24 protein-coding genes and 1 tRNA gene are annotated in these 26,074 nt (G+C 63.1%); 10 read left to right on the top strand and 15 right to left on the bottom strand.

Annotation, left to right across the window (positions count from 1 at the left end; genetic code table 11):
• Nucleotides 1-35: 35 nt before the first annotated feature.
• Nucleotides 36-953 carry a hypothetical protein gene (locus NKH73_RS00390; RefSeq protein WP_352926488.1) on the bottom strand — a complete coding sequence of 306 codons (918 nt, stop codon included), beginning with the start codon at nucleotides 951-953 and terminating at the stop codon, nucleotides 36-38.
• 208 nt (nucleotides 954-1,161) lie between these two features.
• Nucleotides 1,162-3,633, bottom strand: a complete 2,472-nt coding sequence (gyrB, locus tag NKH73_RS00385; protein ID WP_352926485.1) for a DNA topoisomerase (ATP-hydrolyzing) subunit B — start codon at nucleotides 3,631-3,633, stop codon at nucleotides 1,162-1,164.
• A 342-nt stretch (nucleotides 3,634-3,975) separates the two neighbouring features.
• On the opposite strand from gyrB, the gene NKH73_RS00380 reads away from it, so the two are divergent.
• Entirely contained in the window at nucleotides 3,976-5,349 is a 1,374-nt protein-coding gene (locus tag NKH73_RS00380) for a cytochrome P450 (protein ID WP_352926482.1), read from the top strand.
• 18 nt (nucleotides 5,350-5,367) lie between these two features.
• Here the strand turns inward: NKH73_RS00380 and NKH73_RS00375 are convergent, their stop codons facing one another.
• From NKH73_RS00375 to NKH73_RS00345, 7 genes are all read right to left on the bottom strand, one after another.
• Nucleotides 5,368-6,342 (bottom strand): complex I NDUFA9 subunit family protein, encoded by a 975-nt coding sequence (locus NKH73_RS00375; RefSeq protein ID WP_352926479.1) that lies wholly within the window; start codon nucleotides 6,340-6,342, stop codon nucleotides 5,368-5,370.
• A gap of 134 nt (nucleotides 6,343-6,476) precedes the next feature.
• Complete coding sequence (locus tag NKH73_RS00370) at nucleotides 6,477-6,929, bottom strand: DoxX family protein (RefSeq protein WP_352926476.1); 453 nt, start codon at nucleotides 6,927-6,929, stop codon at nucleotides 6,477-6,479.
• A gap of 194 nt (nucleotides 6,930-7,123) precedes the next feature.
• Nucleotides 7,124-8,125 carry an Ldh family oxidoreductase gene (locus NKH73_RS00365; RefSeq protein ID WP_352926473.1) on the bottom strand — a complete coding sequence of 334 codons (1,002 nt, stop codon included), beginning with the start codon at nucleotides 8,123-8,125 and terminating at the stop codon, nucleotides 7,124-7,126.
• Nucleotides 8,126-8,212: 87 nt separating this feature from the next.
• Nucleotides 8,213-9,019, bottom strand: a complete 807-nt coding sequence (locus tag NKH73_RS00360) for an ABC transporter permease (RefSeq protein ID WP_352926470.1) — start codon at nucleotides 9,017-9,019, stop codon at nucleotides 8,213-8,215.
• On the bottom strand, nucleotides 9,019-9,741 hold the full coding sequence (locus NKH73_RS00355) for an ABC transporter permease (RefSeq protein ID WP_352926467.1): 723 nt from the start codon (nucleotides 9,739-9,741) through the stop codon (nucleotides 9,019-9,021). The genes NKH73_RS00360 and NKH73_RS00355 overlap by 1 nt, the downstream gene beginning before the upstream one ends.
• Nucleotides 9,742-9,895: 154 nt before the next feature.
• Nucleotides 9,896-10,690, bottom strand: coding sequence for a transporter substrate-binding domain-containing protein (locus tag NKH73_RS00350; protein ID WP_352926464.1), 795 nt, complete (start codon nucleotides 10,688-10,690; stop codon nucleotides 9,896-9,898).
• 50 nt (nucleotides 10,691-10,740) lie between these two features.
• Nucleotides 10,741-11,556 carry an ABC transporter ATP-binding protein gene (locus NKH73_RS00345; protein WP_352926461.1) on the bottom strand — a complete coding sequence of 272 codons (816 nt, stop codon included), beginning with the start codon at nucleotides 11,554-11,556 and terminating at the stop codon, nucleotides 10,741-10,743.
• A 213-nt stretch (nucleotides 11,557-11,769) separates the two neighbouring features.
• On the opposite strand from NKH73_RS00345, the gene NKH73_RS00340 reads away from it, so the two are divergent.
• From NKH73_RS00340 to NKH73_RS00330, 3 genes are all read left to right on the top strand, one after another.
• The gene (locus NKH73_RS00340; RefSeq protein WP_352927634.1) at nucleotides 11,770-12,618 is read left to right on the top strand and encodes a dimethylarginine dimethylaminohydrolase family protein; all 849 of its coding nucleotides are present in this window, start codon (nucleotides 11,770-11,772) and stop codon (nucleotides 12,616-12,618) included.
• The gene (locus tag NKH73_RS00335; protein WP_352926459.1) at nucleotides 12,615-14,195 is read left to right on the top strand and encodes a 5-guanidino-2-oxopentanoate decarboxylase; all 1,581 of its coding nucleotides are present in this window, start codon (nucleotides 12,615-12,617) and stop codon (nucleotides 14,193-14,195) included. Before NKH73_RS00340 ends, NKH73_RS00335 begins: the two co-directional genes overlap by 4 nt.
• Before the next feature lie 136 nt (nucleotides 14,196-14,331).
• Nucleotides 14,332-15,039: an SDR family NAD(P)-dependent oxidoreductase gene (locus NKH73_RS00330; protein WP_352926457.1), complete on the top strand. Its 708-nt coding sequence runs from the start codon at nucleotides 14,332-14,334 to the stop codon at nucleotides 15,037-15,039.
• 57 nt (nucleotides 15,040-15,096) lie between these two features.
• Here the strand turns inward: NKH73_RS00330 and NKH73_RS00325 are convergent, their stop codons facing one another.
• From NKH73_RS00325 to aroA, 5 genes are all read right to left on the bottom strand, one after another.
• The gene (locus NKH73_RS00325) at nucleotides 15,097-15,366 is read right to left on the bottom strand and encodes a hypothetical protein (RefSeq protein ID WP_352926455.1); all 270 of its coding nucleotides are present in this window, start codon (nucleotides 15,364-15,366) and stop codon (nucleotides 15,097-15,099) included.
• A 245-nt stretch (nucleotides 15,367-15,611) separates the two neighbouring features.
• Nucleotides 15,612-17,309, bottom strand: coding sequence for a 30S ribosomal protein S1 (rpsA, locus tag NKH73_RS00320; RefSeq protein WP_352926453.1), 1,698 nt, complete (start codon nucleotides 17,307-17,309; stop codon nucleotides 15,612-15,614).
• A 208-nt stretch (nucleotides 17,310-17,517) separates the two neighbouring features.
• Entirely contained in the window at nucleotides 17,518-18,168 is a 651-nt protein-coding gene (cmk, locus tag NKH73_RS00315; RefSeq protein WP_352926451.1) for a (d)CMP kinase, read from the bottom strand.
• Between the two features lie 65 nt (nucleotides 18,169-18,233).
• A complete protein-coding gene (locus tag NKH73_RS00310) occupies nucleotides 18,234-18,593 on the bottom strand; it encodes a hypothetical protein (protein WP_352926449.1) in 360 nt (119 codons plus the stop codon).
• A gap of 86 nt (nucleotides 18,594-18,679) precedes the next feature.
• Nucleotides 18,680-20,038 (bottom strand): 3-phosphoshikimate 1-carboxyvinyltransferase, encoded by a 1,359-nt coding sequence (aroA, locus tag NKH73_RS00305; RefSeq protein ID WP_352926446.1) that lies wholly within the window; start codon nucleotides 20,036-20,038, stop codon nucleotides 18,680-18,682.
• A 195-nt stretch (nucleotides 20,039-20,233) separates the two neighbouring features.
• Between aroA and NKH73_RS00300 the strand changes: the two genes are divergently transcribed.
• The 4 genes from NKH73_RS00300 (at nucleotide 20,234) to NKH73_RS00285 (ending at nucleotide 23,430) form a co-directional block, all read left to right on the top strand.
• Nucleotides 20,234-20,620, top strand: coding sequence for a TIGR02300 family protein (locus NKH73_RS00300; protein WP_352926443.1), 387 nt, complete (start codon nucleotides 20,234-20,236; stop codon nucleotides 20,618-20,620).
• Nucleotides 20,621-20,793: 173 nt separating this feature from the next.
• Nucleotides 20,794-20,869: transfer RNA gene (locus NKH73_RS00295), tRNA-Ala, on the top strand.
• A 720-nt stretch (nucleotides 20,870-21,589) separates the two neighbouring features.
• Nucleotides 21,590-22,189 (top strand): ANTAR domain-containing response regulator, encoded by a 600-nt coding sequence (locus tag NKH73_RS00290; protein WP_352926440.1) that lies wholly within the window; start codon nucleotides 21,590-21,592, stop codon nucleotides 22,187-22,189.
• A 2-nt stretch (nucleotides 22,190-22,191) separates the two neighbouring features.
• Complete coding sequence (locus tag NKH73_RS00285) at nucleotides 22,192-23,430, top strand: CmpA/NrtA family ABC transporter substrate-binding protein (protein WP_352926437.1); 1,239 nt, start codon at nucleotides 22,192-22,194, stop codon at nucleotides 23,428-23,430.
• A gap of 239 nt (nucleotides 23,431-23,669) precedes the next feature.
• Here the strand turns inward: NKH73_RS00285 and NKH73_RS00280 are convergent, their stop codons facing one another.
• Nucleotides 23,670-23,801, bottom strand: a complete 132-nt coding sequence (locus tag NKH73_RS00280; RefSeq protein WP_263781070.1) for a hypothetical protein — start codon at nucleotides 23,799-23,801, stop codon at nucleotides 23,670-23,672.
• Here NKH73_RS00280 and NKH73_RS00275 point away from each other — a divergent pair.
• Together NKH73_RS00275 and ntrB are read left to right on the top strand one after the other, a co-directional pair.
• Nucleotides 23,788-25,104, top strand: a complete 1,317-nt coding sequence (locus NKH73_RS00275; RefSeq protein WP_352926434.1) for a CmpA/NrtA family ABC transporter substrate-binding protein — start codon at nucleotides 23,788-23,790, stop codon at nucleotides 25,102-25,104. The genes NKH73_RS00280 and NKH73_RS00275 overlap by 14 nt on opposite strands.
• A gap of 66 nt (nucleotides 25,105-25,170) precedes the next feature.
• A complete protein-coding gene (gene ntrB, locus NKH73_RS00270; RefSeq protein WP_352926431.1) occupies nucleotides 25,171-26,067 on the top strand; it encodes a nitrate ABC transporter permease in 897 nt (298 codons plus the stop codon).
• Nucleotides 26,068-26,074: the final 7 nt, after the last annotated feature.

The following is a 26,074-nucleotide window of genomic DNA, read 5'->3' as shown; positions in this document are numbered from 1 at the left end:
CAGTCCCAGCATCTATAGAGCTCATCAAGCACCCATCAACGGTTGGTCAGGAAGACCGCCTCCTCGTCATCGCGTTGCCTGCCGCCAAGGGCGGCCGCCGCGCTTGCGATGAAGGCGCCGACGACCAGCGACAGCGCACCAACCAGCGCAAAACTGGCACCGGCCTTCCTGGCGGTATCGGCGGCCTGCTGGGCCTGGGCCTTCGCTTCCTGTGCCCTGGCAATAACCGCATCGACACGGGCCCTGGCATCTGGTTCCGACAGCCCCGTTCGAGCAGCCACCAACTGCGACAGATAGGTCTTGTCGTCGGCCGACACTTCGCCTGCTGCCGCGCCCGCGATCAATATGCGTGAAGCCTGTGCTGTCGCCGCTGCATCGCTCTCCGGATTGGTGGCGGCAATCCTGGCCGCATCGGTCGGACGGAACAACGTATCGACGAAGTACGACGTTGCGTTGTCGGTCGAGCCGCCTCCCGCGTTTGCAGTAGCACCTGCCGAAGCGCCCATCGCCGCGCCAGACGCGACAGTCGAAGCGGCCTGGACCCCAGCTCCGATAGCCGCTGAGAGCGCCGAACCGAGCACCGCGGCAACGAGCAAGGTCGCAAGCGCCCAAGCTAGGAAGCCGTGGGCGGTGTCGCGGAAAAAGACTTCATCGGTGTGCACGCCGACCCATTTGGTGCGCAGCCGCCCGGCAAGATAGCCGCCGAGAGCCGACGACAGCCACTGCACGATGATCAGCCATGCCGCGGTGGAGGCCGCGAAGGTTGTTACCGACGTGCTCAGGCCGGACCACGGCGAAACCATGGTCAGCCCGAGCCCGGAGCCGAGCAGCATCAGGATCAATGTCAGCGTCGAGGCAGCGAACGCGCCGGCAATGATCGGCCCCCAGCTGACAGCGGTGGAGGAGGATTCCGTCGGTGCGGAAACGTCGACAGCCGTTAGGGTTGACTGCATGTCAGCCCCCTACCGTGCGAAAAGCATGATGAGAATAATGATCGGAATCGGGACTCCGAGAAGCCAGAGCAAAATGCCACGTCCCATAAGTGCCTCCTGCGGCTATTGTGATCGTTGATCGATTACAATGCCTTGGAAGCCGTTCCGTTCCGGCCGGCCCTCAGTGATCTATGTCTCAAGCATCCGAAATTGAGCACCGGATTGGGCCTCAGATATCCAGATTGGCCACCGACAGCGCGTTTTCCTGGATGAACTCGCGCCTGGGCTCGACCTCGTCGCCCATCAGCCGTGAGAACAGCGAGTCGGCGTCGGTGGCATCGTTGACCTTGACCTGCAGCAGCGAGCGCACATTCGGGTCGAGCGTGGTTTCCCAGAGCTGCTCGGCGTTCATCTCGCCGAGGCCCTTGTAACGCTGCATGGTCAGGCCCTTGCGGCCGGTGGCAAACACGGCGTTGAGCAGCGCCAGCGGTCCCGAGATGGTCTCGGACACATCCTTGCGGCGCAGCACCGGCGGCTCGCCATAGACTTCTGCAAGACGCGGCGAATAGCGGTCGAGCTGGCGGGCATCGGCAGAGTTGATCAGCGCGAGGTCGAGATGCGCGAACTCCTTGACGCTGCGCACGGTGCGCTCGAACACATAGCCGCCGATACCCTCGTTCGAGGTCGACATGCGGCCGATCCAGCCGCGTTCGGTGTCCTCGGCGATGATGTCGAGACGCCGCGCGACACGCTCGGCCATGTCGTTGGCCCGCCCGAGATCGGCGAAAACCTCCGGGTTGAGCGCGCCGGCAATCGCCGCCTGCTCGACCACGCCTCTGTTATAGCGTGTGTGCAGCCCGTTGATGAGCTGGCGCACCGCCAGCGCATCGTCGATGGCGCTGCGCAGGTCCTGTCCGGCCCGCACCTCACCCGTGCTGAGCGCGAGCGACGCCTCCTCCAGCCCCGAGCCGATCAGGAATTCCTCGAAGGCGCTTTCGTCCTTGATGTATTGGGAGCTCTTGCCGCGCGTCACTTTGTAGAGCGGCGGCTGGGCGATGTAGAGATGGCCGCGCTCGATCAGTTCCGGCATCTGGCGGAAGAAGAACGTCAGCAGCAAGGTGCGGATATGGGCGCCGTCGACATCGGCGTCGGTCATCAGGATGATCTTGTGGTAGCGCAGCTTGTCGGCGTTGAACTCGTCCTTGCCGATCGAGGTGCCGAGCGCGGTGATCAGCGTACCGATCATGTCGGAGCCGAGCATGCGGTCGAAGCGCGCCCGCTCGACATTGAGGATCTTGCCGCGCAGCGGAAGAATTGCCTGGTTCTGGCGCGAACGGCCACCCTTGGCCGAGCCGCCGGCGCTGTCGCCCTCGACGATGAAGATTTCGGACTTTGCCGGGTCGCGTTCCTGGCAGTCGGCAAGCTTGCCGGGCAGCGAGGTGACGCCGAGCGAACTCTTGCGGGTGATGTCGCGCGCCTTGCGCGCGGCTTCGCGCGCCGCTGCTGCCTGGATGACCTTGTCGATGACCACCTTGCCCTCGGACGGATGCTCTTCGAGCCAGGTTCCGAGCGCCTCGTTGACGAGCCCTTCCACCACCGGGCGGACTTCAGACGAGACCAGCTTGTCTTTGGTCTGCGAGGAGAATTTCGGGTCGGGAACCTTGACCGACAACACAGCCGTCAGCCCTTCTCGGCAATCGTCGCCGATCAGCGCCACTTTCTCCTTTTTGGTAAGACCCGAGGATTCACCATAGCCGGTTATCTGGCGGGTCAGCGCGCCGCGGAAACCGGCAAGGTGCGTGCCGCCGTCGCGCTGCGGGATGTTGTTGGTGAAGGCCAGCACGTTCTCGTGGTAGCTGTCGTTCCACCACATGGCGACTTCGACGGTGATGCCGTCACGCTCGGCCTTGATGGCAATCGGCTTGTCGATCAGCGGTTTCTTGACGCGATCGAGATATTTGACGAACTCCTCCAGTCCGCCATCATAGTGCAGCTCATGGCGCACCACGTCGGCATGGCGGGCATCGGTCAGAATGATGCGCACGCCGGAATTCAGGAAGGCGAGTTCGCGCAGCCGGTGCTCCAACGTGCCGAAGTCGAACTCGACCATGGTGAACGTCTCGGCCGACGGAAAGAAAGTGATCTCGCTGCCGCTGCGCCCTTCATAAGTGCCGGCAACCTTGCGCTGTTCGTAAGTGCCGGTGACCTTCAGTGGCGCGTCGGCATTGCCATGCGTGAAGCTCATCTCGTAGATCTGGCCGTTGCGACGGATCTTCAGCTTCAGCCACGCCGACAGCGCGTTGACCACCGAGACTCCGACGCCGTGCAGGCCGCCGGACACCTTGTAGGAGTTCTGGTCGAATTTGCCGCCGGCATGCAGCTGCGTCATGATCACTTCGGCCGCCGAAATGCCCTCGCCAGTGTGGATGTCGGTCGGAATCCCGCGGCCATTGTCGATGACCGTTACCGAACCGTCGGGGTTGAGCGTTACCGTGACGAGGTCGGCATGGCCGGCCAGCGCCTCGTCGATGGCGTTGTCGACCACCTCGTAGACCATGTGGTGCAAGCCCGAGCCGTCGTCGGTATCGCCGATATACATGCCCGGCCGCTTGCGGACGGCATCCAACCCCTTCAAAACCTTGATGGAATCGGCGCCGTACTCGGCCTCAGCGCCGCTGGCGTTGTCGATCTGATCGCTCATGAAAACCTGTCTGATTGATGCCGCATATCCAGCGCTAAAAATCTGCTCCGAATCGCGCGTCCTTGATGCCCTAGATATAGGCGCAAAAGGCGGTTTTTCCAAGGTTTGCAAGCATTTCCAAAAGGAGGAAGAGCACGCTTGGCCGGTTAAAGGCATCGGACCCCAAGCCTGCTCCGGGACTGACCCGGGATGGGCGACCGGTTTTCGGAAAATCCGATGCCCAAACAACCGCCTAGATGCACCAGGCACATTCCGGAGAGCGGAGTGCTTCGCCTTTGCCGTTCGGTCACATGGACGCCCGCCCTGCGGCCCCCTACATTGTGGTCATCAGCGGAGCACGCCATGGACAGTCAGCCCGCCCCCTTCGTCCCGCCGGCGCCGAAGCCGCGCACGTCGCCGCCTTCGACGCTGGAGATGATCCGCATCGTCTATCGCAATCCGCTCGAACTGTGGGGCGAGCCGACCTACAACCAACCGTGGATATCGGTGACCGGCATCGGTGGGCCGTTGGTCATCGCCAATGACCCCGGCCTGATCCGCCACGTGCTGGTCGACAACGCGAAGAACTACAAGATGGCGACGGTGCGCCAGATGATCCTGCGGCCGATCCTGCGCGATGGCCTGCTGACGGCTGAAGGCGAGGTATGGAGGCGTTCACGCAAGGCGATGGCGCCGGTGTTCACGCCGCGCCATATCTTCGGTTTTGCCGAGCCGATGCTGAGGCGCACGAGGGAGTTCGTCACGCGCTACGAGAGCGGTGGCACGTCGGACATCGCTCACGACATGACGCTGCTTACCTTTGACATCCTGGCCGAGACGCTGTTTTCCGGCGAGATATCAGGCGAACCGGGCAGCTTCGCCAAGGAGATCGACCGGCTGTTCGAGACGATGGGGCGCGTCGATCCACTCGACCTCTTGCGGGCACCCGAATGGCTGCCGCGCCTGACCCGCATCCGCGGCCGTAAGACCATGGCCTATTTCCGCAAGATCGTCACCGACACCGTCAAGATGCGCGAAGAGCGGGTCAAGCGCGATCCGGACAGGGTACCGCAGGATTTCCTCACGCTTTTGCTCAAGGCGGAGGGACCGGACGGGCTGACGCGCGCCGAGGTCGAAGACAACATCATCACCTTCATCGGCGCCGGCCATGAGACCACGGCGCGTGCGCTCGGCTGGACGCTCTATTGCCTGGCCGAAGCGCCTTGGGAGCGCGAAAAGATCGAACGCGAGATCGACGCCGTGCTGGCGCGCGAACCAGACCCGACGAAGTGGCTCGACGCCATGCCGTTCACCCGCGCCGCCTTCGACGAAGCGCTCAGGCTTTATCCGCCGGCGCCGTCGATCAACCGCGAGCCGATCGAGCCCGAAACCTGGAACGGCCTCACTATACCGAGGCGCGCCGCGGTGCTGGTCATGCCCTGGGTCGTCCACCGCCATCGCAAGCTGTGGGACAGGCCCGACGCCTTCATGCCCGAACGCTTCCATCCGGGAAATCGCGAGAAGATCGACCGCTTCCAGTATTTGCCGTTCGGCGCCGGACCTCGCGTCTGCATCGGCGCCAGCTTTGCCATGCAGGAGGCGATCATCGCGCTGGCCATCATGCTGTCGCGTTTCCGCTTCGATACCACCGCTGAGACTAAACCGTGGCCGGTGCAGAAACTGACGACGCAACCGCAGGGCGGCCTGCCGATGCAGGTCACACGACGCTTTTCGTGAGCGCCTGATTGCTTGGTTTTATGCCGCAGACTTGCGCTGGAACTGGCCGGCGGCACGGTAGCGCCAGAGATAGCTCGGCAGGATGCTGCCGATCGACTGCGACTGGATGCCGAGACCGGCGAGCGTCCTGTTTTCCCTGATGGCCGCATCGGACACGATGTTGTGCTCGCGCAACTGCAGGACCTGATCCTTGGTCAGCAGCGGATTGGGCAAAAGCCCGAGTATCGATGCCTGCATGTTCGCCACCCACCACGGCACCGACACCAGAAGCCGTTTGCGGTCGATCATGGCAAGCATTTCCTGCATGCATTCCTTGAAGGTCAGCACCTGCGGTCCGCCAAGCTCATAGATCCGGCCGCGCTGGACCTTGCCGTCGACCGAGCGCGCCACCGCTTCGGCGACATCGCCGACATAGACCGGCTGGAATTTGGTCTGCCCGCCGCCGATCAGCGGCAGCACCGGCGAATAGCGCGCCATGTTGGCGAAGCGGTTGAAGAAGCTGTCCTCCGGACCGAAATTGATCGACGGCCGCAAAATGACGGCATCCTCGATCGTCTCCAGGACCGCTTTTTCACCGAGCGCCTTGGTGCGCGCATAGTCCGATTGCGCGTTCAGATCGGCGCCCAGCGCCGAGATATGGGTGAGGCCGGCGCCGACGGCGCGCGCCGCTTCCGCGACCGCGCGCGCGCCGAATTCGTGGACGGACGTGAATTTCTGCCGGCCGCTCTCATGCAGGATCGCCACCAGATTGACCACATGGTCGGCGCCCTGCACAGCGCGGTCGACTGACCAGCGCGCGCGAACATTGGCCTGCACCGGCTGGATCTGGCCGACATTGCCGAGTGGCTGCAGATGGCCGGCGAGATCGGGCCGGCGGCAGGCGACCCTGATGCGATAACCGCGCCTGGCCAGTGCCCGTACCACGTGGCGGCCGACAAAGCCCGAGCCGCCGAACACGACGACGAGCTTTGGGGTCTGCAGGATTTCGGTCATGGCTGGCTCCGGCGCAGTTTCCAGATTTACTGGGGCCCAGATCTACTGGGGTTAGGCTGAAGCCGTTTCATAATCGGTTTCGCATCAAAGGCAAAGGGCGATCAATTGTCGCCGATGCCTCTGCTTCGGCTGGTTCAGAACGCCTTGCCGATGCGTGCGTCGACCGATTGGCGGTTGCCGCCGCGGATGACGAAGAAGAACAGGATCGCCGCCCACAGCAGCGACTTTTCGGCGCCCGAATAGCCTTCCCCCATGGTGACCCAATGGAACCAGACCGTGACCAGAAGCACGAACATTCCGGCGAAGGCGGCCGGGCGGGTCAGTAGGCCGATGGCGATGAGGATGCCGCCGAAGAACTCGGTGCAGGCCAGAAGCAAGGACCAAAATGCGCCGGGATAGAAGCCGAGGCCTTCCACCATCTCGGCGGCGCCGAACGGTTCGGTGATCTTTTGCGAGCCATGTATGGTGAGGAAGATGCCGGCCACGGCACGCAGGAGTGTCTCGCCGGCATCATGCAAGGCCGAATACAAGCCACCAAGGGCTGGGATGACAAGGCTTTTGCGCGGATTGTCGGTGGTTGCAGACATTGGGACTCCTCTTTTTTGCCGATGTTTGCAAACGCCCGACAGGTCCGGCCATGTCAAATGAACAAAAGTTGACTACCAACAGCATGTTTTCTGCTTTGGCTGCTGAAACGCGGAAAATCCCCGCCGAAGCGGGTTTTTCCGGGCAACATCCTTGCGGCGCCAGGTTCTGACGAGGCAGCTGACCTGAGACGGTGTCAGGAAGAATAGCGCTCGGCGAATTCCGAAATGCGTCGCACCACGGCCTTGGGCGCCGTTATGCCCCGTGCCGCCGCCTTCTCCGCTGCTTCGGCCCGGCCACGGCCGGGCACATGCACGCCGTAGCGGCGGCGCAACCGGTCGAGCTGGTCCTTCATGCGTTTCTCGAAATCCGGATCGAGCAGCTTGGGCTCGACCGCCAGTACGAAGAGGCCGGTTCCCGGGCTGTCCGGCCCGCCGCTGAACCATGGCGCATCAAGCGACCAGTTGGCGCCCGACAGGCCCGCCGCCAGCACTTCGACCATCAGCGCGATGTTGGCGCCGCGCTGGCCGCCAAAGGCAAGCATCGCGCCTTTCATGGCGGCCGCCGGGTCGGTGGTCGGGTTGCCGCTCGCATCCAGGGCCCAGCCTTCGGGAATTTTCTTGCCGTCCTCGGCCGCCTTGCGGATGTTGACGAAGGCAGTTGCGCTCGACGATTGGTCGATGACCAGCGGCGCTCCGTCGGCGGAGGGTGCGGCGAAGGACATCGGGTTGGTGCAATAGACCGGCTTGACCGAGCCCGAGCCGGCAAGCACGGCCGGCCCATTGGTCGCGGCGAAGGACACCAGACCCTGCGCGGCCAGCCGCCCGGTGAAATAGCCGAGCGCACCGCACGTATAGGCGTTCTTCTGCGAAAAAATGGCAACGCCGAACAGGCGCGCCGCCTTGGCGAGATCGTCGATCGTGCGGTCGAAGCCGGTATGCGCCAGGCCGCCGCGCGCGTCGGAGAGATAGACCGCCAAAGCCGGCCTGGTAATGACCGGCTCAGCCTTGCCGTCGATGCGGCCAGCCTCCAGCGCTTCGAGATAGTCGATGAAATGCGACAGTCCGACCGTGGACAGCCCTTCCGCCTCGGCCGCGACGATGGAAGCCGCGAGCGACTGCGCCGCTTCTTCATTGGCGCCGGCGCCGAGCGCCGCCATCCGGCACAGTCCTGTTGCCTGGTCGAGACTGAGTTGCATCGCACTAGGTTCCTAAGTGAGTAGCGAATAGGGGGTAGCGAGTAGGGGGAATCAGCGAACTATTCGCTATTTGCTACTCCCTGTTCGCTAGCCGAGCTTGTTCGGGATCCGCGTCTCGATCTTGCCGAGGGCGAAGACCAGGACGCCGGTGATCGCCATATAGATCAACGCCAGGAGCAGCAAGGGTTCATAGGTGAGGAAGGTGCTCTGCCTCACCTTGGACGAGACGGCGAATATGTCGATTACGCTGATGGTCGCCACCAGCGGCGTCGATTTCAGCTGCAGTACAGTTTCGCCGGTCAGCGTCGGCAGCGCCCGGTAGAAGGCTTGCGGCAGCCAGATCCGACGGAGGATTTTCCAGCGGCTCATGCCGAACGCGCGGGCGGCCTCGAGCTGGCCCTTCGGCACCCCGGCAAAGGCGCCTCGCATCACCTCGCCCTCATAACCGGCGAAGGACAAGGTCAGCGCCAGGACGCCGTAGGGCCACGCTTGCCTGAGATACGGCCACATCCAGGATTCGCGTATCCATGGATACTGTGGGAACAGCGAGCCGAGCCCATAGTAGAGCAGCCAGAGCTGCAGCAGCAGCGGCGTTCCCCTGATGACGGTGCAGAAAGCCTTTGCGGGCGCAGCTAACCAGAAGGGCCCGGCCGCCTGCGCCAGCCCGAGCGGCACAGCGAGCGTGAAGCCCAGTATGCAGGTCACGGCCAGGATCCAAAGCGTGCGCCAGATGCCGACAAGCGCCATTTCATAATATTGCGGCAGCCAGTCCCAGCGCATGAAGAAGGCGGCGGCCAGAACCAGAGCCAGCCCGATCAGGATCAGCACGATACGGTGCGGCTGCAGCCATAACGACGCTCGGGCAACGTTGACGATGATCGCTTCGCCAGCCATCAACGCGCCTCCTTGAGGGAGGGCATGCCGCGCCGAGCCCGGGCCTCGATGCGGCCGATGATCAGACTGGAGACCAGCGTCAACAGAAGATAGATCAGGCCTGCGGCGAGGAAGAATGTGAGATAGGCTTTGGTTACGCCCGCCGCTTGCCGCGTGGCCAATGTCAGTTCGTAGAAGCCGACGACCGCCAGCAGCGCGGTGTCCTTGGTGGCGATCAGCCAGAGATTGGCAAGGCCGGGTATGGCGAAGGGCAGCATCGCCGGCAGCGTGATACGTCGCAGCAGGAGGCCGGGAGACATGCCATAGGCGCGCGCTGCTTCGATCTGGCCTTGCGGAATGGCAAGGATCGCGCCCCGCATCACCTCGGTCGAATACGCGCCCTGGACGAAGCCAAGCACGGCAATGCCGGCCACCAGCCCGCTGATGTCGATGCGCTGATATCCCATCGCCGTCAGCAGCTGGTTGATCAAATCGGTGCCGGCATAATAGAGCAGCAGGATCAGCACCAGCTCCGGCACGGCGCGGACGATCGTCGTGTAGACCGCCAGCAGATCGCGTATCACGGGTCCGCCGTAGAGCTTGCCATACGCACCGCAAATGCCGATCACGAGGCCGAGACCGAACGCGCCGGCCGCGATCTCGACCGAGTGGAGCAGTCCGACCAGAAGCGTTCCGCCCCAGCCAGGCGGCGTCGGCGAAAGCAGTTCGATGATGCGGGCCATATAGGCCGGAAGAAATGCGTCGATCAGCGTCGCCCCCGAATTGCTGGCGCCAAACCGCCGGCGATGCCGTCAGCGGAAGGCTTGCATGGGTGGATTTCGACGAAGCCACACGGCGCGCTGTCCGCGCCGCGTGGTTATTCGCTTAGGGATGCCGTCAGTTCGACTGTGTGTCGGCGCCGTAAATGTCGAAATCGAAGTATTTCTTGCTGATTTCGTCATATTTGCCGTTGGCGCGGATCGCCTTGATGCCGGCGTTGATCTTTTCCTTCAGCTCGGTGTCTTCCTTGCGGACGCCGGCGCCGACGCCGGGCCCGAGGATTGCCAGATCCGGCGCGACCGTGCCCTTCAGGTCGCAGCATTGCTTGCCCTGATCCGATTTCAGGAAGGCATCGAGCGCGATGGAATCGGCCTGCACGGCATCAACGCGACCGGCGGCAAGATCCTGATTGGCCTCGTCCTGGGTCTGATACTCCTTGATTTCCGCGGCTTCGGTGAAGTGCTTCTTGACGTAGTCGGCATGCACGGTCGAAACTTGCACGCCGATGATCTTGCCCTTGAGATCTTCCGGGGAAGCGCCGAACTTCTGGTCCTTCGGACCGATGATGGCTGTCGGGGTGTTATAATATTTGTCGGAGAAGTCGATCGTCTTCTTGCGCTCGTCGGTGATCGACATGGAGCTGGCGATGACGTCGATCTTCTTGGTCGTCAGCGCCGGGATGATGCCGTCCCAGGCGACGGGCGTGATGACGCAGTCGAGCTTCTGCTCGGCGCAGACCGCGTCGACGAATTCGATTTCCCAGCCGACCCATTTGCCCGAGGCATCCGGCGAGGTGAATGGCGGATAGGGTTCGGCGGCGACGCCGATCTTGACTGGATCGGCCTTGGCCACGCCCATCGCGGCGACACCGAGCAGAAGCGCTGCGGCAAATGTCTTCAGAACGGTCTTCATTTCAATAACTCCCAGTTTGTTGTTGTTCCCGTTTTTCCATCCGCCTCGGCTTAACCGATGTTGCGGATGAATTGCTTCAGCCTTTCGGATTTGGGCGCGCCGAAGATCTGCTCCGGCGGCCCTTCTTCCTCGACCAGCCCGTTGTGAAGGTAGACGACATGTGACGCGACCTCGCGGGCGAACTTCATCTCGTGGGTGACCAGCACCATGGTGCGTCCTTCGCGCGCAAGATCGCCGATCACCTTCAGCACCTCGCCGATCAGTTCCGGGTCGAGCGCCGAGGTTGGCTCATCGAACAGCATGACACGCGGATTGATGGCCAGCGCGCGGGCGATGGCCGCGCGCTGCTGCTGGCCGCCGGACAGATAGGCCGGATAGACGTCGCGCTTTTCGGCCAGGCCGACACGGGCGAGCAGCTTTTCGGCTTCGGCGATAGCCACGTCGCGCTTGATGCCTAGAACATGCACCGGAACCTCGATGACGTTCTCGATCAGCGTCATGTGGCTCCACAGATTGAAGTTCTGGAAGACCATGCCGAGCTTGGAGCGGATGCGCTCGATCTGCTTGCGGTCGGCGGGAACGGTGTGGCCATGGCTGTCGGCCTTCATCCGAATCTCCTCGCCATTGACGCGGACGATCCCGCTGGTCGGATTCTCCAGGCAGTTGATGCAGCGCAGCAGCGTCGACTTGCCCGAGCCGCTGCCGCCGATGATGGCGATGACCTCGCCGTCGCGCGCCAACAGCGAAACACCCTTCAGCACATGCAGTTCGCCGAATCTTTTATGCAGGTTCTCGACATGGATGGCTTCGGCGGCATCGTTCTGCGCCGTGTGCTTCAGGGCGGGAGCCGTGCCTTGCGCTGTCACCTTTTCGGTGCCTCACGATGCGGCTGGACCCGTCGCTGGAATTTTTTACTCATTAGCATCACTGCACAGACTTCTCATTCTCAAGATGGACCGTTCCGCTTGCCGCCGTCAACCATGCTTTTTTGGACCATTGATCACGGCTCGCTGAGTAGCTATTGGCTGGATGGGATAATTCAGGAGCACTTGGTGGGCAAAGCATACGGGTCGCAGTCCATGGCCGGGCCGCTCAGGCGCGTGTTGATGCGGTCCGCCGCAAGCGCCATGCACCGCGCCGAAGCGTCGGAATGGCACTATGGTCCCGGCTTCGATTCGCAAAAAGCCGCTGCCCAGCATGAGGCGCTAACGACGCTGGTTCTGGCGTCCGGCGCCAAGATCGAATGGCTGACCGATGCCGATGACGGGCTTGCCGATTCCGTCTTCACTCACGATCCGTCGCTGATGACCGACCATGGCGCCATCATCCTCGCCATGGGCAAAGCGCTGCGCCGGGCCGAGCCCGGCCTGCACGAAGCGGCCTACAGGCGCATGGACGTGCCGATCCTCGGCCGCATCGAGCACCCCGGACAGGTCGAGGGCGGCGACTGCGTCTGGGTAGATTCGCGGACGCTGGCCGTCGGCCGCGGCATGCGCACCAACCAGGACGGCATCCAGCAACTCGCCAACCTGCTCACACCCAAGGGTATCCAGGTCTATGGTTACGACCTGCCGCTCTGGCACGGCGAGGAGGCCTGTCTGCATCTGATGTCGGTGATCAGTCCGCTCGCCGACGATCTGGCGCTGGTCTATGCACCGCTTTTGCCGGCCGCCTTTTACCAGATGCTGCGGGCGCGAGGCATTCGCCTGGTCGAAGGCGACGCGGACGAGTTCTTCGCCTCCAACGGCCTCAGCCTCAATGTGCTGCCGACCGCGCCACGCGACGTGATCGCCGTCGCCGGCTTCCCGAAGACGGCGGCGGCCATGGCGGCCGCCGGCTGCAGGGTTTCGACCTTCGAGGCGGACGCGCTGTGCATTGCCTGCGAGGGCGGTCCGACTTGCCTCACACGTCCGGTGCTCAGACAATGACGACGGTCGGCGAAGCGCTCATCACTTTACTCGAAGCCCATGACGTCGACACCGTCTTCGGCATTCCGGGTGTGCATACTGTCGAACTCTATCGCGGGCTGGCGCGCTCGAAGATCCGCCACGTCACCCCTCGCCATGAGCAGGGCGCCGGCTTCATGGCCGACGGTTATGCGCGCGCCGGCGGCAAGCCGGGCGTTGCCTTCGTGATCACCGGACCAGGGCTGACCAACACCATCACCGCCATGGGCCAGGCCCGCGCCGATTCGGTTCCTATGCTGGTGATCTCAGGCGTGAACGCCACGCCGACGCTGGGCAAAGGCCTTGGCCATTTGCACGAACTGCCCGACCAGCGTGGCATGATGGAGAAGGTCGCGCTGTTCTCGCATCGCGTCGCCGATGCCGACGAACTGCCCGGCGTTCTTGCCCGCGCTTTTGCCCTGTTTTCATCCTCGCGCCCCGGCCCGGTTCATATCGAGATCCCGACCGACGTCATGGTCAAGCCGGCCGACGGCCTCGCGGCCTTGCTGACGAACGTAGCGCCGCCCGAGCCGGAAGCGGCCGCGATAGCAGAGGCGGCAAGGCTTTGCGCTGCTGCCCGCCTCCCGCTGATCCTTGCCGGCGGCGGCGCCAAGAGAGCCGAAGCGCCGTTGCAGCGCCTCGCCGAAAGGCTGGGAGCGCCGGTCGTCCAGACGACCAATGCCCGCGGCTTACTGCATCGCCATCCACTTGGCGTGCCGGCCAGCCCCAGTCTGAAGGCGGTGCGCGCGCTGATTGCCGACGCCGACCTGGTCATCGCCGCCGGCACCGAATTCGGCCCGACCGATTATGACGGATATGGCGACGGCGGCTTTGTCCCGCCTACTAATCTGATCCGCATCGACATCGGCGCCGACCAGCTTGCGCGCCACCCGGCCACCGTCTCCATCCAGGCGGATTGTGGCGAGGCGATCGAGGCCTTGCTTGCCGCGATCGGCGGTGTTGCGGCGGCCTCGGATGCTGGCGATGGTCGTGCCGCCGCCGCACGACAGGCGGCGCTCGCCGACCTGAACCCAGCCTTCGCGGCCCAGATAAGCGCGGTGGAAGTGATCCGCGATACATTGCGGGGCTCGATCATCGTCGGCGATTCGACCCAGCCGGTCTATGCCGCCAACCTCTATTACGATCACGATCGCCCGGGCGGCTGGTTCAACGCCGCCACCGGCTTCGGCGCGCTCGGCTATGGTCCGCCGGCCGCGATCGGTGCGGCTCTTGCCGTGCCTGATGCGCCGGTCGTTTGTCTCACCGGCGACGGTGGTTTCCAGTTCACGCTGCCGGAACTGGGCGCCGCCCTCGATGCTGCGGCGCCGGTGATCTTCATCGTCTGGAACAATCGCGGCTATCGCGAAATCGAAACCTCGATGCTCGATGTCGGCGTCGAACCGGTCGGCGTCTCGCCGGCGCCGCCCGACTTCTGCAAGCTGGGCGAGGCCTATGGCATTGCCGCCGAGCGGATTGTCGGTATTGACGACCTGGCGGACGCACTCAAGCGCGCGCGGGCGACCAGACTGCCATATGTCATCGAGATAACTGTCGATTGAGCGCGGGCAGCGTCTGATGGCCGACGGCTTGACGCGCAGAAGCGACGCTGCGTCATCGAGATTTCGGTTGAGTGATCGCGCGAAAGGCGCGACCTTCGGCTGCGGCGCGGCATATGAGTGACTGGAGCGGTCGAAGATGACGGACACACTGGACGGCAGGCATATTGTGGTGACCGGCGGCACTGGAGCGCTCGGTGGCGCGGTTGTCGGAAAACTGCTGGAGCAGGGCGCGGTCTGCCATGTGCCCAATGCCCATGCTGCCGCGCCGGCGCATTTTCCTTTCCCGGCCCATGAGCGCGTCAGGCTGGCGCACAATGTCGATCTCGCCGACCCTGCCAAGGTCGATGCGTTCTACGCCAGCGTTACGGATTTATGGGCATCCATCCATCTGGCCGGCGGCTTCACCGCCGCGCCGGTCGAGAAGATCGAGCCCGCGTCCTTTGCAGAAATGATGGACACCAATGCCCGCACCACCTTCCTGTGCTGCCGCGCGGCGATACGCTCGATGCTGGAATCTTCTGTGTCGGGCCGCATCGTCAACATCACGGCGCGCGCCGGGCTGGACCTGCGGCGCGGGTCCGGCATGGTCGCCTATGCGGCCAGTAAGGCGGCGGTCGCGGCAATGACGGTGGCCATGGCGGAGGAACTCAAGGGCAAGGGCATCCTGGTCAATGCGGTCGCGCCCTCGACCCTTGACACCCCGGCCAACCGGGCTGACATGCCGACCGCCGATTTCGGCAAATGGGTCAGCCTGGAGGCGGCCGCTGAGGCCATTGCATACCTCGCTTCGCCGGCCAATCTGGCGATGAGCGGCACGCTTGTGCCGCTTTACGGCAGGGCCTGATTTGCCGGTATCGGATCGGGCGGATGGCTCGCTGGAAAATCAGCGTCATCCGGCGGCTCATTTGCAGACGAAATCGCCGAGCTTGAGCTTGAACTTGCGCGGTCCCGGCATCGCGACCGCGCTCGCATCGTCGACGATCTGCACGTCCAGCGCGCAGCCGCCGGCCCGCACCCGATAATGGTCGTTTCCGACGCGCTCGACCGCGTCGATCGGGCCGCGGTTTTCCAGCACGCCGGCCACGGCGCCGCTGTCGACTATGGCCTGGATTTCGGCTTTGCGTTGCCAGTAGGGCGGCAGGGCCGCTGACGCTGCGATCGTGCCGATCAACAGGATTGCAAGACTAAAACCGATGCGGATCATAGAGCTCGCGCCTTCGATCGTTTCGCATTGTCCCGGACCGATCTTTCGGGCCGATGCGGCAGACTACAGGCTCCATCGGACGTTTCAAGCATGACCGGCTGCCGGGCCACCCAGCGACATTGCGCGCCTCTTCGCGGCCATGAAAAACCCGCGAACCTTTCGGTCCGCGGGTTGTGTGTTCGAGCCGCGCGCGAGGCGCGGCGTTTGCAGATTTAGCTGCCCTGCTTCTTCAGCGCGGCACCCAGAATGTCGCCCAGCGAAGCGCCGGAGTCGGTCGAGCCGTATTGGGCGACCGCTTCCTTCTCTTCGGCGATTTCCAGCGCCTTGATCGAGACCTGCAGCTTGCGGGTCTTCTTGTCGAAGGCGATGACGCGGGCGTCGACCTTCTGGCCGACCGTGAAGCGCTCGGGACGCTGCTCGTCACGGTCACGGCTGAGGTCGGAGCGCTTGATGAAGGTCTCGATGCCGCTGTCGACCAGCCGCACTTCCAGACCGCCATCCTTGACGCCGGTGACCTCGCAGGTGACGACCGCGTTCTTGCGCAGTTCGCCTGAGGTCGCCGCCTCGCCGGCCGTGTCCTTGGCCAGCTGCTTGATGCCGAGCGAGATGCGCTCCTTGTCGATGTCGACGTCGAGCACCTGCGCCTTGACCATGTCGCCGCGATTGTACTCCTCGATCACCTGCTCGCCCGGACGGGTCCAGTCGAGGTCGGACAGATGGACCATGCCGTCAACGTCGCCTTCGAGGCCGATGAACAGACCGAACTCGGTCTTGTTCTTGACCTCGCCCTCGACCTGGCTGCCGACCGGATGGCTGCTGGCGAAAGCCTGCCACGGGTTCTCGAGCGTCTGCTTGAGGCCGAGCGAGATGCGGCGCTTGGCCGGATCGACTTCGAGCACCACCACGTCGACTTCCTGGGTCGTCGACAGGATCTTGCCGGGATGCACGTTCTTCTTCGTCCACGACATTTCCGAAACGTGGATGAGGCCTTCGATACCCGGCTCCAGCTCGACGAACGCGCCGTAGTCGGTGATGTTGGTGACGGTGCCCTTGATCTTCTTGCCGATCGGGAATTTCGTTCCGATCTCGGACCACGGATCGCTCTCGAGCTGCTTCATGCCGAGCGAGATGCGGTGGGTTTCCTGGTTGATGCGGATGATCTGCACCTTGACCGTCTGGCCGATGTTGAGGATTTCGGTCGGATGGTTGACGCGGCGCCATGCCATGTCAGTGACATGCAGCAGGCCGTCGATGCCGCCGAGGTCGACGAACGCACCATAGTCGGTGATGTTCTTGACGACGCCTTCGACCACCTGGCCTTCTTCGAGGTTCTGCACGATTTCCGAACGCTGTTCGGCACGGCTTTCCTCGAGAACGGTGCGGCGCGACACCACGATGTTGCCGCGGCGGCGATCCATCTTCAGGATTTCGAAGGGCTGCGGATTGTGCATCAGCGGCGACACGTCGCGGATCGGGCGGATATCGACCTGGCTGCGCGGCAGGAAGGCCACCGCGCCGTCGAGGTCGACGGTGAAGCCGCCCTTGACCTGGTTGAAGATGACGCCTTCGACGCGTTCACCCTTGGTGAACTTCTCTTCGAGGCGGACCCAGCTCTCTTCGCGGCGGGCTTTTTCGCGGGAAAGCATCGCTTCGCCAAGCGCGTTCTCGATGCGCTCGACATAGACTTCGACCGTGTCGCCGACCTTGAGCGTCGTGTCCTTGCCCTTGACGCCGAATTCCTTCAGCGGCACGCGGCCTTCGACCTTGAGGCCGACGTCGATGATGGCCATGTCCTTTTCGATCGCGGTGATCGTGCCCTTGACGACCTGGCCTTCGCCGGAGTGGCCGGCGGTAAAAGATTCTTCGAGCAGGCTCGCGAAATCATCGCGAGTGGGATTTGCAGCTGACATATTTTCTCCTGGAATGCCCCGCATCTCAAGCGGGGCGGGCGCCGTGGGTTAGCGTTGCGTTGGCCTGCCGGCGTTCCGGGCTTTCCAAAAAAGCCCTTGGCCGCTTAAGCGGCAATTCCGGCGCATGAAGAATGCTGGCAGGCTGGTTCGTGCCCGATATGGGTATCTTTTCGCCGCCGGCAATCGGCAACGGATGGAAAAACCCGGCTCAGGCTTTGTTTCTCTTGGCCAGAACGTCGTCGATGATCGCCTTGGCCGCAAGAAACGCGGCTTCTATAGCCATTTCCGACGTGTCGAGCAAGTGCGCATCGGCGGCCGGCTTCAGCGGCGAGTCGGCGCGACCCATGTCGCGCTCGTCGCGGCGCAGGATATCGGCCAGGATCTCAGCGAAATTGGCGGTGCCGCCGATGCTCTCGATCTCGGCCAGCCGCCGCTCTGCCCGCACTTCGGCGCTGGCCGTCACATAGAGTTTTATGTCGGCGTCGGGACAGACGACGGTGCCGATGTCGCGGCCATCGAGCACGGCGCCCGGCGGCGCCTTGGCGAAATCGCGCTGCTTTTCGACCAGTATGCGCCGCACCGAAGGGAACACCGCCACTTTCGAAGCCGCTTCGCCGACCGCATGCGCCGACAGCACCGACCGGTCGAGCTTGGCCAGGTCGACCTGCCGCGCCGCAGTTTCGGCAGCCGAGACATTGTCGAGCGGCAGGCCAACCCGAAGCAGCGCATGCGCCACCGCACGATAGGTGAGGCCGGTGTCGAGCAGGTTCAGCCGGTAGTGGTCGGCCAGCCGCCGGGCGAGCGTACCCTTGCCCGCGCCGGCGGGCCCGTCGATGGCGATGGTGAAGGTCGAAGTCATGGACGACCAACAAGCCGAGAACCGGCTTCAATGCAATATGTCATCGTACGGCTTGGGATGCTCTATTAACGCGAAACAGGCCGCGCAGCTACCAACAAGGAAAATACCCATCCAAGTACATGGGAGAAAAAATATACGCTAAGGATCGCGTAGGCACCGATTACGAAAAATATCGCATTTGAGGGCATGTCGGCTTTGATTAGTTCGAGCACCCAGCCGAAATGCAGGCCGTATGCGCAGCCTATCGTCCCGCATGAAGAACTTATGCTCGGGACCGTAAGTCCAATCCAAAGTGCCGCGATCAAGCCAAAGCGCACGAACGAATAGTTCCGCTCGCGGATCATCCTGGCAACAGATATCGCCTTTGCAATCGTCAGAACGACACCTGCTACGATCGCAAGCAAAATCGAGGCTAGGATGTTCATGGCTCTCCCCAATGTTCGCTCGATCCTGAAGGACTGGCCTTAAAGAACAATTGAGTTGATACCCAAATTTGACGACAATCCTGGGTTTAATAAATCTCCGCGCCCAGCTCCTTCATCAGCCCCATGAACTCCGGAAAGCTGGTCGCGATCATCGCCTGGTCATCGATGGTGACAGGCTTTTCCGTCGCCAGTCCCATGATCAAAAAGCTCATGGCAATGCGGTGGTCGAGATGGGTCTTCACCGTCGTGCCCTGTCCACTTGGATGGCCGCCGAGGCCCTTGCCGTCCGGCTTGCCACGTACGGCAAGCGTCGCCTCGCCCTCGGTGCAGTCGACGCCATTCAGCTTCAGCCCGTCGGCGACAGCTGACAGCCGGTCGGATTCCTTGACGCGCAGCTCTTCCAGTCCCTGCATCAGCGTCTCGCCCTCGGCGAAGCTGGCCGCGACGGCAAGCACCGGATATTCGTCGATCATCGTCGGCGCCCGTTCGGGCGGCACGGTGACGCCCTTCAGCTCGGAGTAACGCACGCGCAGATCGGCGACGTCCTCGCCGCCTTCGTTGCGCGTGTCGAGAATGTCGATCCGGGCGCCCATCTCCTGCAGCGTCAGCAGAAGCCCGGTGCGGGTTGGGTTCATCAGCACATTTTCGATTGTAATGTCCGAGCCCGGCACGATCAGCGCCGCCACCAGCGGGAAGCCTGCCGAGGACGGATCGCCGGGCACAGCGATCGTCTGGCCGGTGAGCTTGCCCTGGCCCTCGATGAAGATGTGGCGCACGCCGCGCTCGTCGGTCTCGACCGACAGATTGGCGCCGAATCCCTTCAGCATCTTTTCGGTATGGTCGCGCGTCATCACCGGCTCAATGACGGTGGTGACGCCGGGCGTGTTCAGCCCGGCGAGCAGCACCGCCGATTTCACCTGCGCCGAGGCCATCGGCACGCGGTAGGTGATGGGCGCGGCATGTTTGGGCCCGTGCAGCGTGATCGGCATGCGGTCGCCGGGCGTCGCCTTCAGCACCTGCACGCCCATCTGGCGCAGCGGCTCGAGCACGCGGCCCATCGGGCGGCCGGACAGCGACGCGTCGCCGATGAAAGTCGTCTCCATGTCGTAAGTACCGACCAGACCCATGGTGAGGCGTGAGCCGGTGCCGGCATTGCCGAAATCGAGCGGACCTTCCGGTTGCAGCAGCGCGCCGTTGCCGGTGCCGCGGATCACCCACTCAGTGCCGTGCTTCTCGATATGCGCGCCCATCGCCTTCATCGCGGCGCCCGTGCGCATCACATCCTCGCCTTCCAGCAGGCCGGTGATGCGGGTCTCGCCGGAGGCAAGGCCGCCGAACATGAACGAGCGGTGCGAGATCGACTTGTCGCCGGGTACCCGCGCCACGCCGGAAAGCGCCGACGATTTGCGAGCGGTGGCCGGTTTCGGGGCGGCAGTATGCGACATGGCTTTTCCCTGGATGAAAACGCCGGCAGCCGGCCTTTTTCTTTTGGTTTGGGCGGTCTCGTATCACGGCGGGCGGAAATGGTCATCCCCTTGCAAGAGGTCTCTCAATGCGGCGATTTATGACGCTGGCTTTAGGCTTTGACAGCGCCGTAAACTGTGGTTATGGGGACCAAACTTTTATCGACGAGGCTTGCTGTGGCAAAACCCGAACTTGGCACCAAACGCATCGACCCCGAGACGGGTCAAAAATTCTACGACCTGAACAAGGATCCGATCGTCTCGCCCTATACCGGCAAGAGCTATCCACGCTCCTATTTCGAGGAAGGCAAGATTGCTGCCCTCGAGGAGGAAGAGGAAGTTGCCGAGAAGGAAGTGGACGCCGAGGAGGAAGAGGGCGTCGAAGTCGTCTCGCTCGAAGAGGCGGACGAGGATGCGAAGGCCGACGATCTTCCCGATCTCGGCGATGACGAGGACGATGTGGACCTCGGCGACGACGACGATACTTTCCTCGCCGACGAAGAGGAAGAGGACGACGATGTCGCCGACATGATCGGCGTCGGCGACGACGACGACGAAGTCTGATCCGGCCCCTGACGCGAGCGTCTGCCGACTTTCGCGACATCTGGAGAAAAAGCCGCTCTTGAAGGCTTGATATTGACAGAAGGCGGGGTTAGAAGCCGCCTGCACTAACGGCGCGGTCTAGAACCCGCGCCGGATCTCTTCGCCGGCAACGGCGCCGGTAGACTGCCGGAAGTGGGGCCATAGCTCAGTTGGGAGAGCGCTTGAATGGCATTCAAGAGGTCGTCGGTTCGATTCCGATTGGCTCCACCAGTTTTCCCCTAGGAAAATCAGTCTCTTTAGGCCTGCCTATCACTGGCAGGCCTCACAAAACCGATCGGTCCCCCTGTATTTCTGTTAGCCGAAACCTTGCGGTGACATCCACCGGAGGACTACTAGCGGTCGCCTGAAGCGAAAACCCCGGCAACCACCGGGGTTTTCAGCACACTACCGCTAATAATACCAATCCCAGACCCAAACACGCCTGCGACGGCACCGGACGCGCCGATAGCCATTTCGCCAGTAACGACGGCAGGCCCTTCTCCAAGCGCGCCGCCTGCGCCGCCGCCTGCGGTGCCACGACCTATGCCGAACCGGCTCTGCTTGAATATCTTCGTCCTCGGAGGTCTCTATCTCGGGCGCGTCGAGTTCATCGAGAATGCCGCTTCTGGCGTCCGGTACACCGGCTATTGCGTCGATAGGCCGAACTGCGCTCACAAGGGCTGCTGCCCCAGCAAGGCCAAACATTCCTGTCAAAAATGATCGCCGATCCATGGAAACCTCCAATCTTCTAGCCAGCGAGACAAGGTTCGCAATCGGAAGATAGCGCAGTGGATACAAAAACAAAGTCAGACCGTGTGAACGGTATTTAAAGAAGCTTAACGGGTCGGCTCCGCGAACATGATGGCGGTCCCTCTGAATTCGAAGAGATGACTGCGTCGATTATTGCGGTGCCGCATTGCACAATCACGCAGCGTGCGCAAAAAATGCGGCATGATCCGGAAATCCCTCACCGTCCTGGTGATCGACGAAAACCACATTCGCGCCGCTATCATCGAGGCGGGATTGCGGGAGGCCGGGCATGAACAGGTCACGGTCGTTCACGACGTTGCGGGAATAGCGCGGCGCATCGCCGAGATCGAGCCGGACGTAATTGTCATCGACCTCGAGAATCCCAACCGCGACATGCTTGAGAACATGTTCCAGCTTTCGCGCGTGGTGAAGCGGCCGATCGCCATGTTCGTCGACCGGTCGGATCAGGCTTCGATCGAAGCTGCGGTGGAGGCGGGGGTCTCCGCCTATGTCGTCGACGGGCTGCGCCAGGAGCGCGTCAAGCCGATCCTCGACATGGCGATCAGCCGCTTCAACGCGTTCTCGCGAATGGCGCGCGAACTGGAAGAAGCGCGCAGTGAGTTGGAGAACCGCAAGGTCATCGACCGTGCCAAGGGCATCCTGATGAGGTCGCGCGGCCTGTCGGAGGATGCCGCCTATACGCTTCTGCGCAAGACCGCCATGAGCCAGAACCGCAAGATCAGCGAAATCGCGCAGAGCCTGGTGACGACGGCAGGTCTACTGGATCCGGGGGAGAGTTGAGCATGGCGGCCGAACACCAGATCAATGCGGGTTTCATGCCGCTCTTCGACAGCGCGGTTCTGGTCGCAGCTAGGGAGATCGGCTTTGCCGCGCGCGAAGGCATCGAGTTGACGCTCAATCGCGAAACCTCCTGGGCCAACATCCGCGACCGCATCGCGATCGGACATTTCGATCTGGCGCATATGCTGGGGCCGATGCCGATCGCCTGCAATCTGGGTCTCACCCCACTCGCCTCCGACACCATCGTGCCTTTCTCGCTGGGACTGGGCGGCAACTGCGTAACGGTTTCGAACGCGGTTTGGGCGGGCATGGCCGCGCATGGTGCCTTGCCCGACCTCGATCCGGCGCGAGCCGGCAAGGCCTTGGGGATGCTGATCCGTGAACGGTCAAATGCCGGTCGCGACCCGCTGCGCTTTGCGGTCGTGCATCCGCACTCGGGACACAATTACGAACTGCGCTACTGGCTCGCGGCCTGCGGCGTTGATCCGTCGCGCGAAATAGAAATCGTCATCGTGCCGCCGCCCTTCATGGCCGACGCACTCGCCGCCGGCAGAATCGACGGCTACTGCGTCGGTGAACCCTGGAACACCGCCTCGGTCGTCGCCGGCACCGGCCATATAGCGACAGTCAAGGCCGCCATCTGGAAGACCAGCCCCGAGAAAGTCGTCGGCGTGCGCAAGGCCTGGGCCGAAAAGCACCCGGAAGCCCTTTCGGCCCTGCTGCGCGCGCTTCATCACGCCGCGCGCTGGTGCCAGGATCCGGCAAACCGCGGCGAACTGGCCGCGCTGATGGCGCAGCCTGCCTTCCTCGGCCTGCATGCGGCAGTGCAGATGCCGATCCTGAGCGGACATCTCCAACTCGGCGGTGGCGCGGAACGAACGGTCGAGGATTTCTTCCTGCCCTTCGACAAGGCGGCCAACTTTCCCTGGAAGAGCCATGCGCTGTGGTTCTACACGCAGATGGTGCGCTGGGAACATGTGGCGCACACGCCGGAGAATCTGGCCATCGCCCGCGACTGCTACCGCCCCGATCTTTACCGGTCGGCGCTGAAGCCGCTCGGCGTCGCACTTCCCGGCGCCAATTCTAAAGTGGAGGGCGCGCTGGCGTCTGCCACACCTGTCGGCTCCGCCGGCGCCAGTCTGGTGCTCGGCCCCGATGGTTTCTTCGATGGCCAGATATTCGATCCAGACGAGGTCGACGCCTACATTGCCGGGCAGAAATTTGCGCGCGTCGAAGCCTGATCATTTTCGCGCCATTCTTGTGCATTGCACAAAAATTATGCGTGCGACTGCGCTAATGAGCAATCTTTGGCTTGCTCGCCCAGCGGGCCAGCGCGCCCACGATTGTGGCATACCGTTGATCTCATTGATGTTTGTCATCCATTCCGAAACTGGCACGGTTCCTGCTTTGCAATAGGCTGACTCTTCTTGGGGTCACGGAACAGGCGTCCAATGGCGGGCGCTACAGGCAAAGCTGCCGCTCAGGTCAACACGCGATCCCGGATGGATGGGCGCGCGGCCTGGCCGGCGGCTTTTTTGTTTTGACCGAACACGCAATCGACGGCGCTGATCCCAAGCAGTGCCCAACGGGAGACGACGATGACGAAACGCATCAAGACTGAAGCCCCTCTCGAGAGCATGACCCGCCGCAATTTTCTGATGGCAAGTGCGGCCACCGCGGCAACCCTGACGGCCGCGCGGGCGCTGCTGCCCTCTGGTGCCTATGCGGCTACTGCCGCCCCGGAAGTCGCCGGCGCCAAGCTCGGCTTCATCGCGCTGACCGATGCCGCGCCCCTCATGATCGCCAAGGAGAAGGGATTGTTCGAAAAGTTTGGCATGCCCGATGTCGAGGTGCTCAAACAGGCCTCCTGGGGCGCGACGCGCGACAATCTGATGCTCGGCGGCGAAGCCAACGGCATCGACGGCGCCCATATCCTGACGCCGATGCCTTACCTCATGCACACCGGCAAGGTGACGCAGAACAACCAGCCGATGCCGATGGCGATCGTGGCGCGGCTTAACTACGACTGCCAGGCCATTTCCGTCGCCCAGGAGTATGCCAGCACCGGCGTCGGCCTCGATGCCTCCAAGCTGAAGGACGCCTTCGCCGCCAAGAAGGCCGAAGGCAAGGAGGTGAAGGCCGCCATGACTTTCCCGGGCGGCACCCATGATTTGTGGCTGCGCTACTGGCTGGCCGCCGGCGGTATCGACCCGGACAAGGATGTCTCCACCATCGTCGTGCCGCCGCCGCAGATGGTCGCCAACATGAAGGTCGGCAACATGGACGTGTTTTGCGTCGGCGAGCCATGGAACGAGCAGCTCGTCCACCAGGGTGTCGGCTTCACGGCCGCCACGACGGGCGAATTGTGGAAGGGCCATCCGGAAAAGGCGCTCGGCCTGCGCGCCGAATTCATCGACAAATATCCGAACGCCACCAAGGCCATCCTGGTGGCCGTCATGGCAGCCCAGCAATGGTGCGAGGCCATGGAAAACAAGGACGAAATGGCTGCCATCATCGGCAAGCGGCAGTGGATGAACGTGCCGACCGCCGACATCATCGGCCGCCTCAAGGGCGACATCAATTACGGCAATGACCGCGTCGCCACCGGGACCGATCTCTACATGAAGTTCTGGAAGGGCGGCGTGTCCTATCCATTCAAGAGTCACGACAGCTGGTTCCTGGCCGAGAACATCCGCTGGGGCAAATTCGCGGCAACCACCGACATCAAGGCGCTGGTCGATCAAGTCAACCGCGAGGATCTGTGGCGCGAGGCGGCCAAGGACCTCGGCGTCGCCGCGGCCGATATCCCGGCATCTTCGTCGCGCGGCGTGGAGACCTTCTTCGACGGCAAGATCTTCGATCCGGCCAACCCGTCCGCCTATCTCGACAGCCTCAAGATCAAGGCATCGGCCTGACGTCGACGGCAAGCGCCGCCGTTGGCGCCGCCTGTCACTCCACGTGCTCAAGGAGCTCTTTGCGAAATGTCTATCCAAGCCATCGAGGACACCAAGGTGAAGGCGTTCCCCGCGCCTGCCAAGCCCGCAGAGGTCATAGCTTTCACCGCCAAGGTGAGGCGCCGCTTCGATCCCGCCGCGATCGCCGGCAAACTGGCGAGCACTCTGGTGCCGCCGGCAGTCGTCATTGCCGTCATGCTGGTCATTTGGCAGATCGCCTGCTCGTCGCCCAATGCCAGCTTGCCGCCACCTAGCCAGGTGTGGAACGAGGCCTACGATCTGATTGCCCATCCGTTCTTCGACTATGGTCCGCAGGATATCGGACTGGCCTGGCGGGTGCTGATCTCGCTGCAGCGCGTCGCCATCGGCTTCGGCCTGGCTGCAATCGTTGGCGTCGCGCTCGGCGCACTGGTCGGCCAGTCGATCTGGGCGATGCGCGGCCTCGATCCGGTGTTCCAGATCCTGCGCACGGTGCCGCCGCTGGCCTGGTTGCCGCTGTCGCTGGCGGCGTTCCGCGATTCCAGCCCGTCGGCGATCTTCGTCATCTTCATCACCTCGATCTGGCCGGTGATCATCAACACCGCCGTCGGCGTCCGCAACATTCCCGAGGATTACCGCAACGTTTCCCGAATCCTCAGGCTCAACCAGCTCGAATTCTTCGTGAAGATCATGGTGCCGGCCGCGGCGCCTTACATCTTCACCGGCCTGCGCATCGGCATCGGCCTGTCCTGGCTTGCGATCGTCGCGGCCGAAATGCTGACAGGCGGCGTCGGTATCGGCTTCTTCATCTGGGATGCCTGGAATTCGTCGCGGCTGCCCGACATCATCGTCGCGCTCGCCTATATCGGCGTCACCGGCTTCTGCCTCGACCGCCTGGTTGCGGCGGTCGGCGCCTTCGTCACCCGCGGCACAACGGCAAAGTGAGGAAAGC

The organism is Mesorhizobium sp. M0938 (assembly GCF_040319125.1).
Classification (GTDB): Bacteria; Pseudomonadota; Alphaproteobacteria; order Rhizobiales; family Rhizobiaceae; genus Mesorhizobium; species Mesorhizobium robiniae.
The sequence above is the reverse complement of the archived record's forward strand: the minus strand, read 5'-3'. Positions and strand labels throughout refer to the sequence as shown.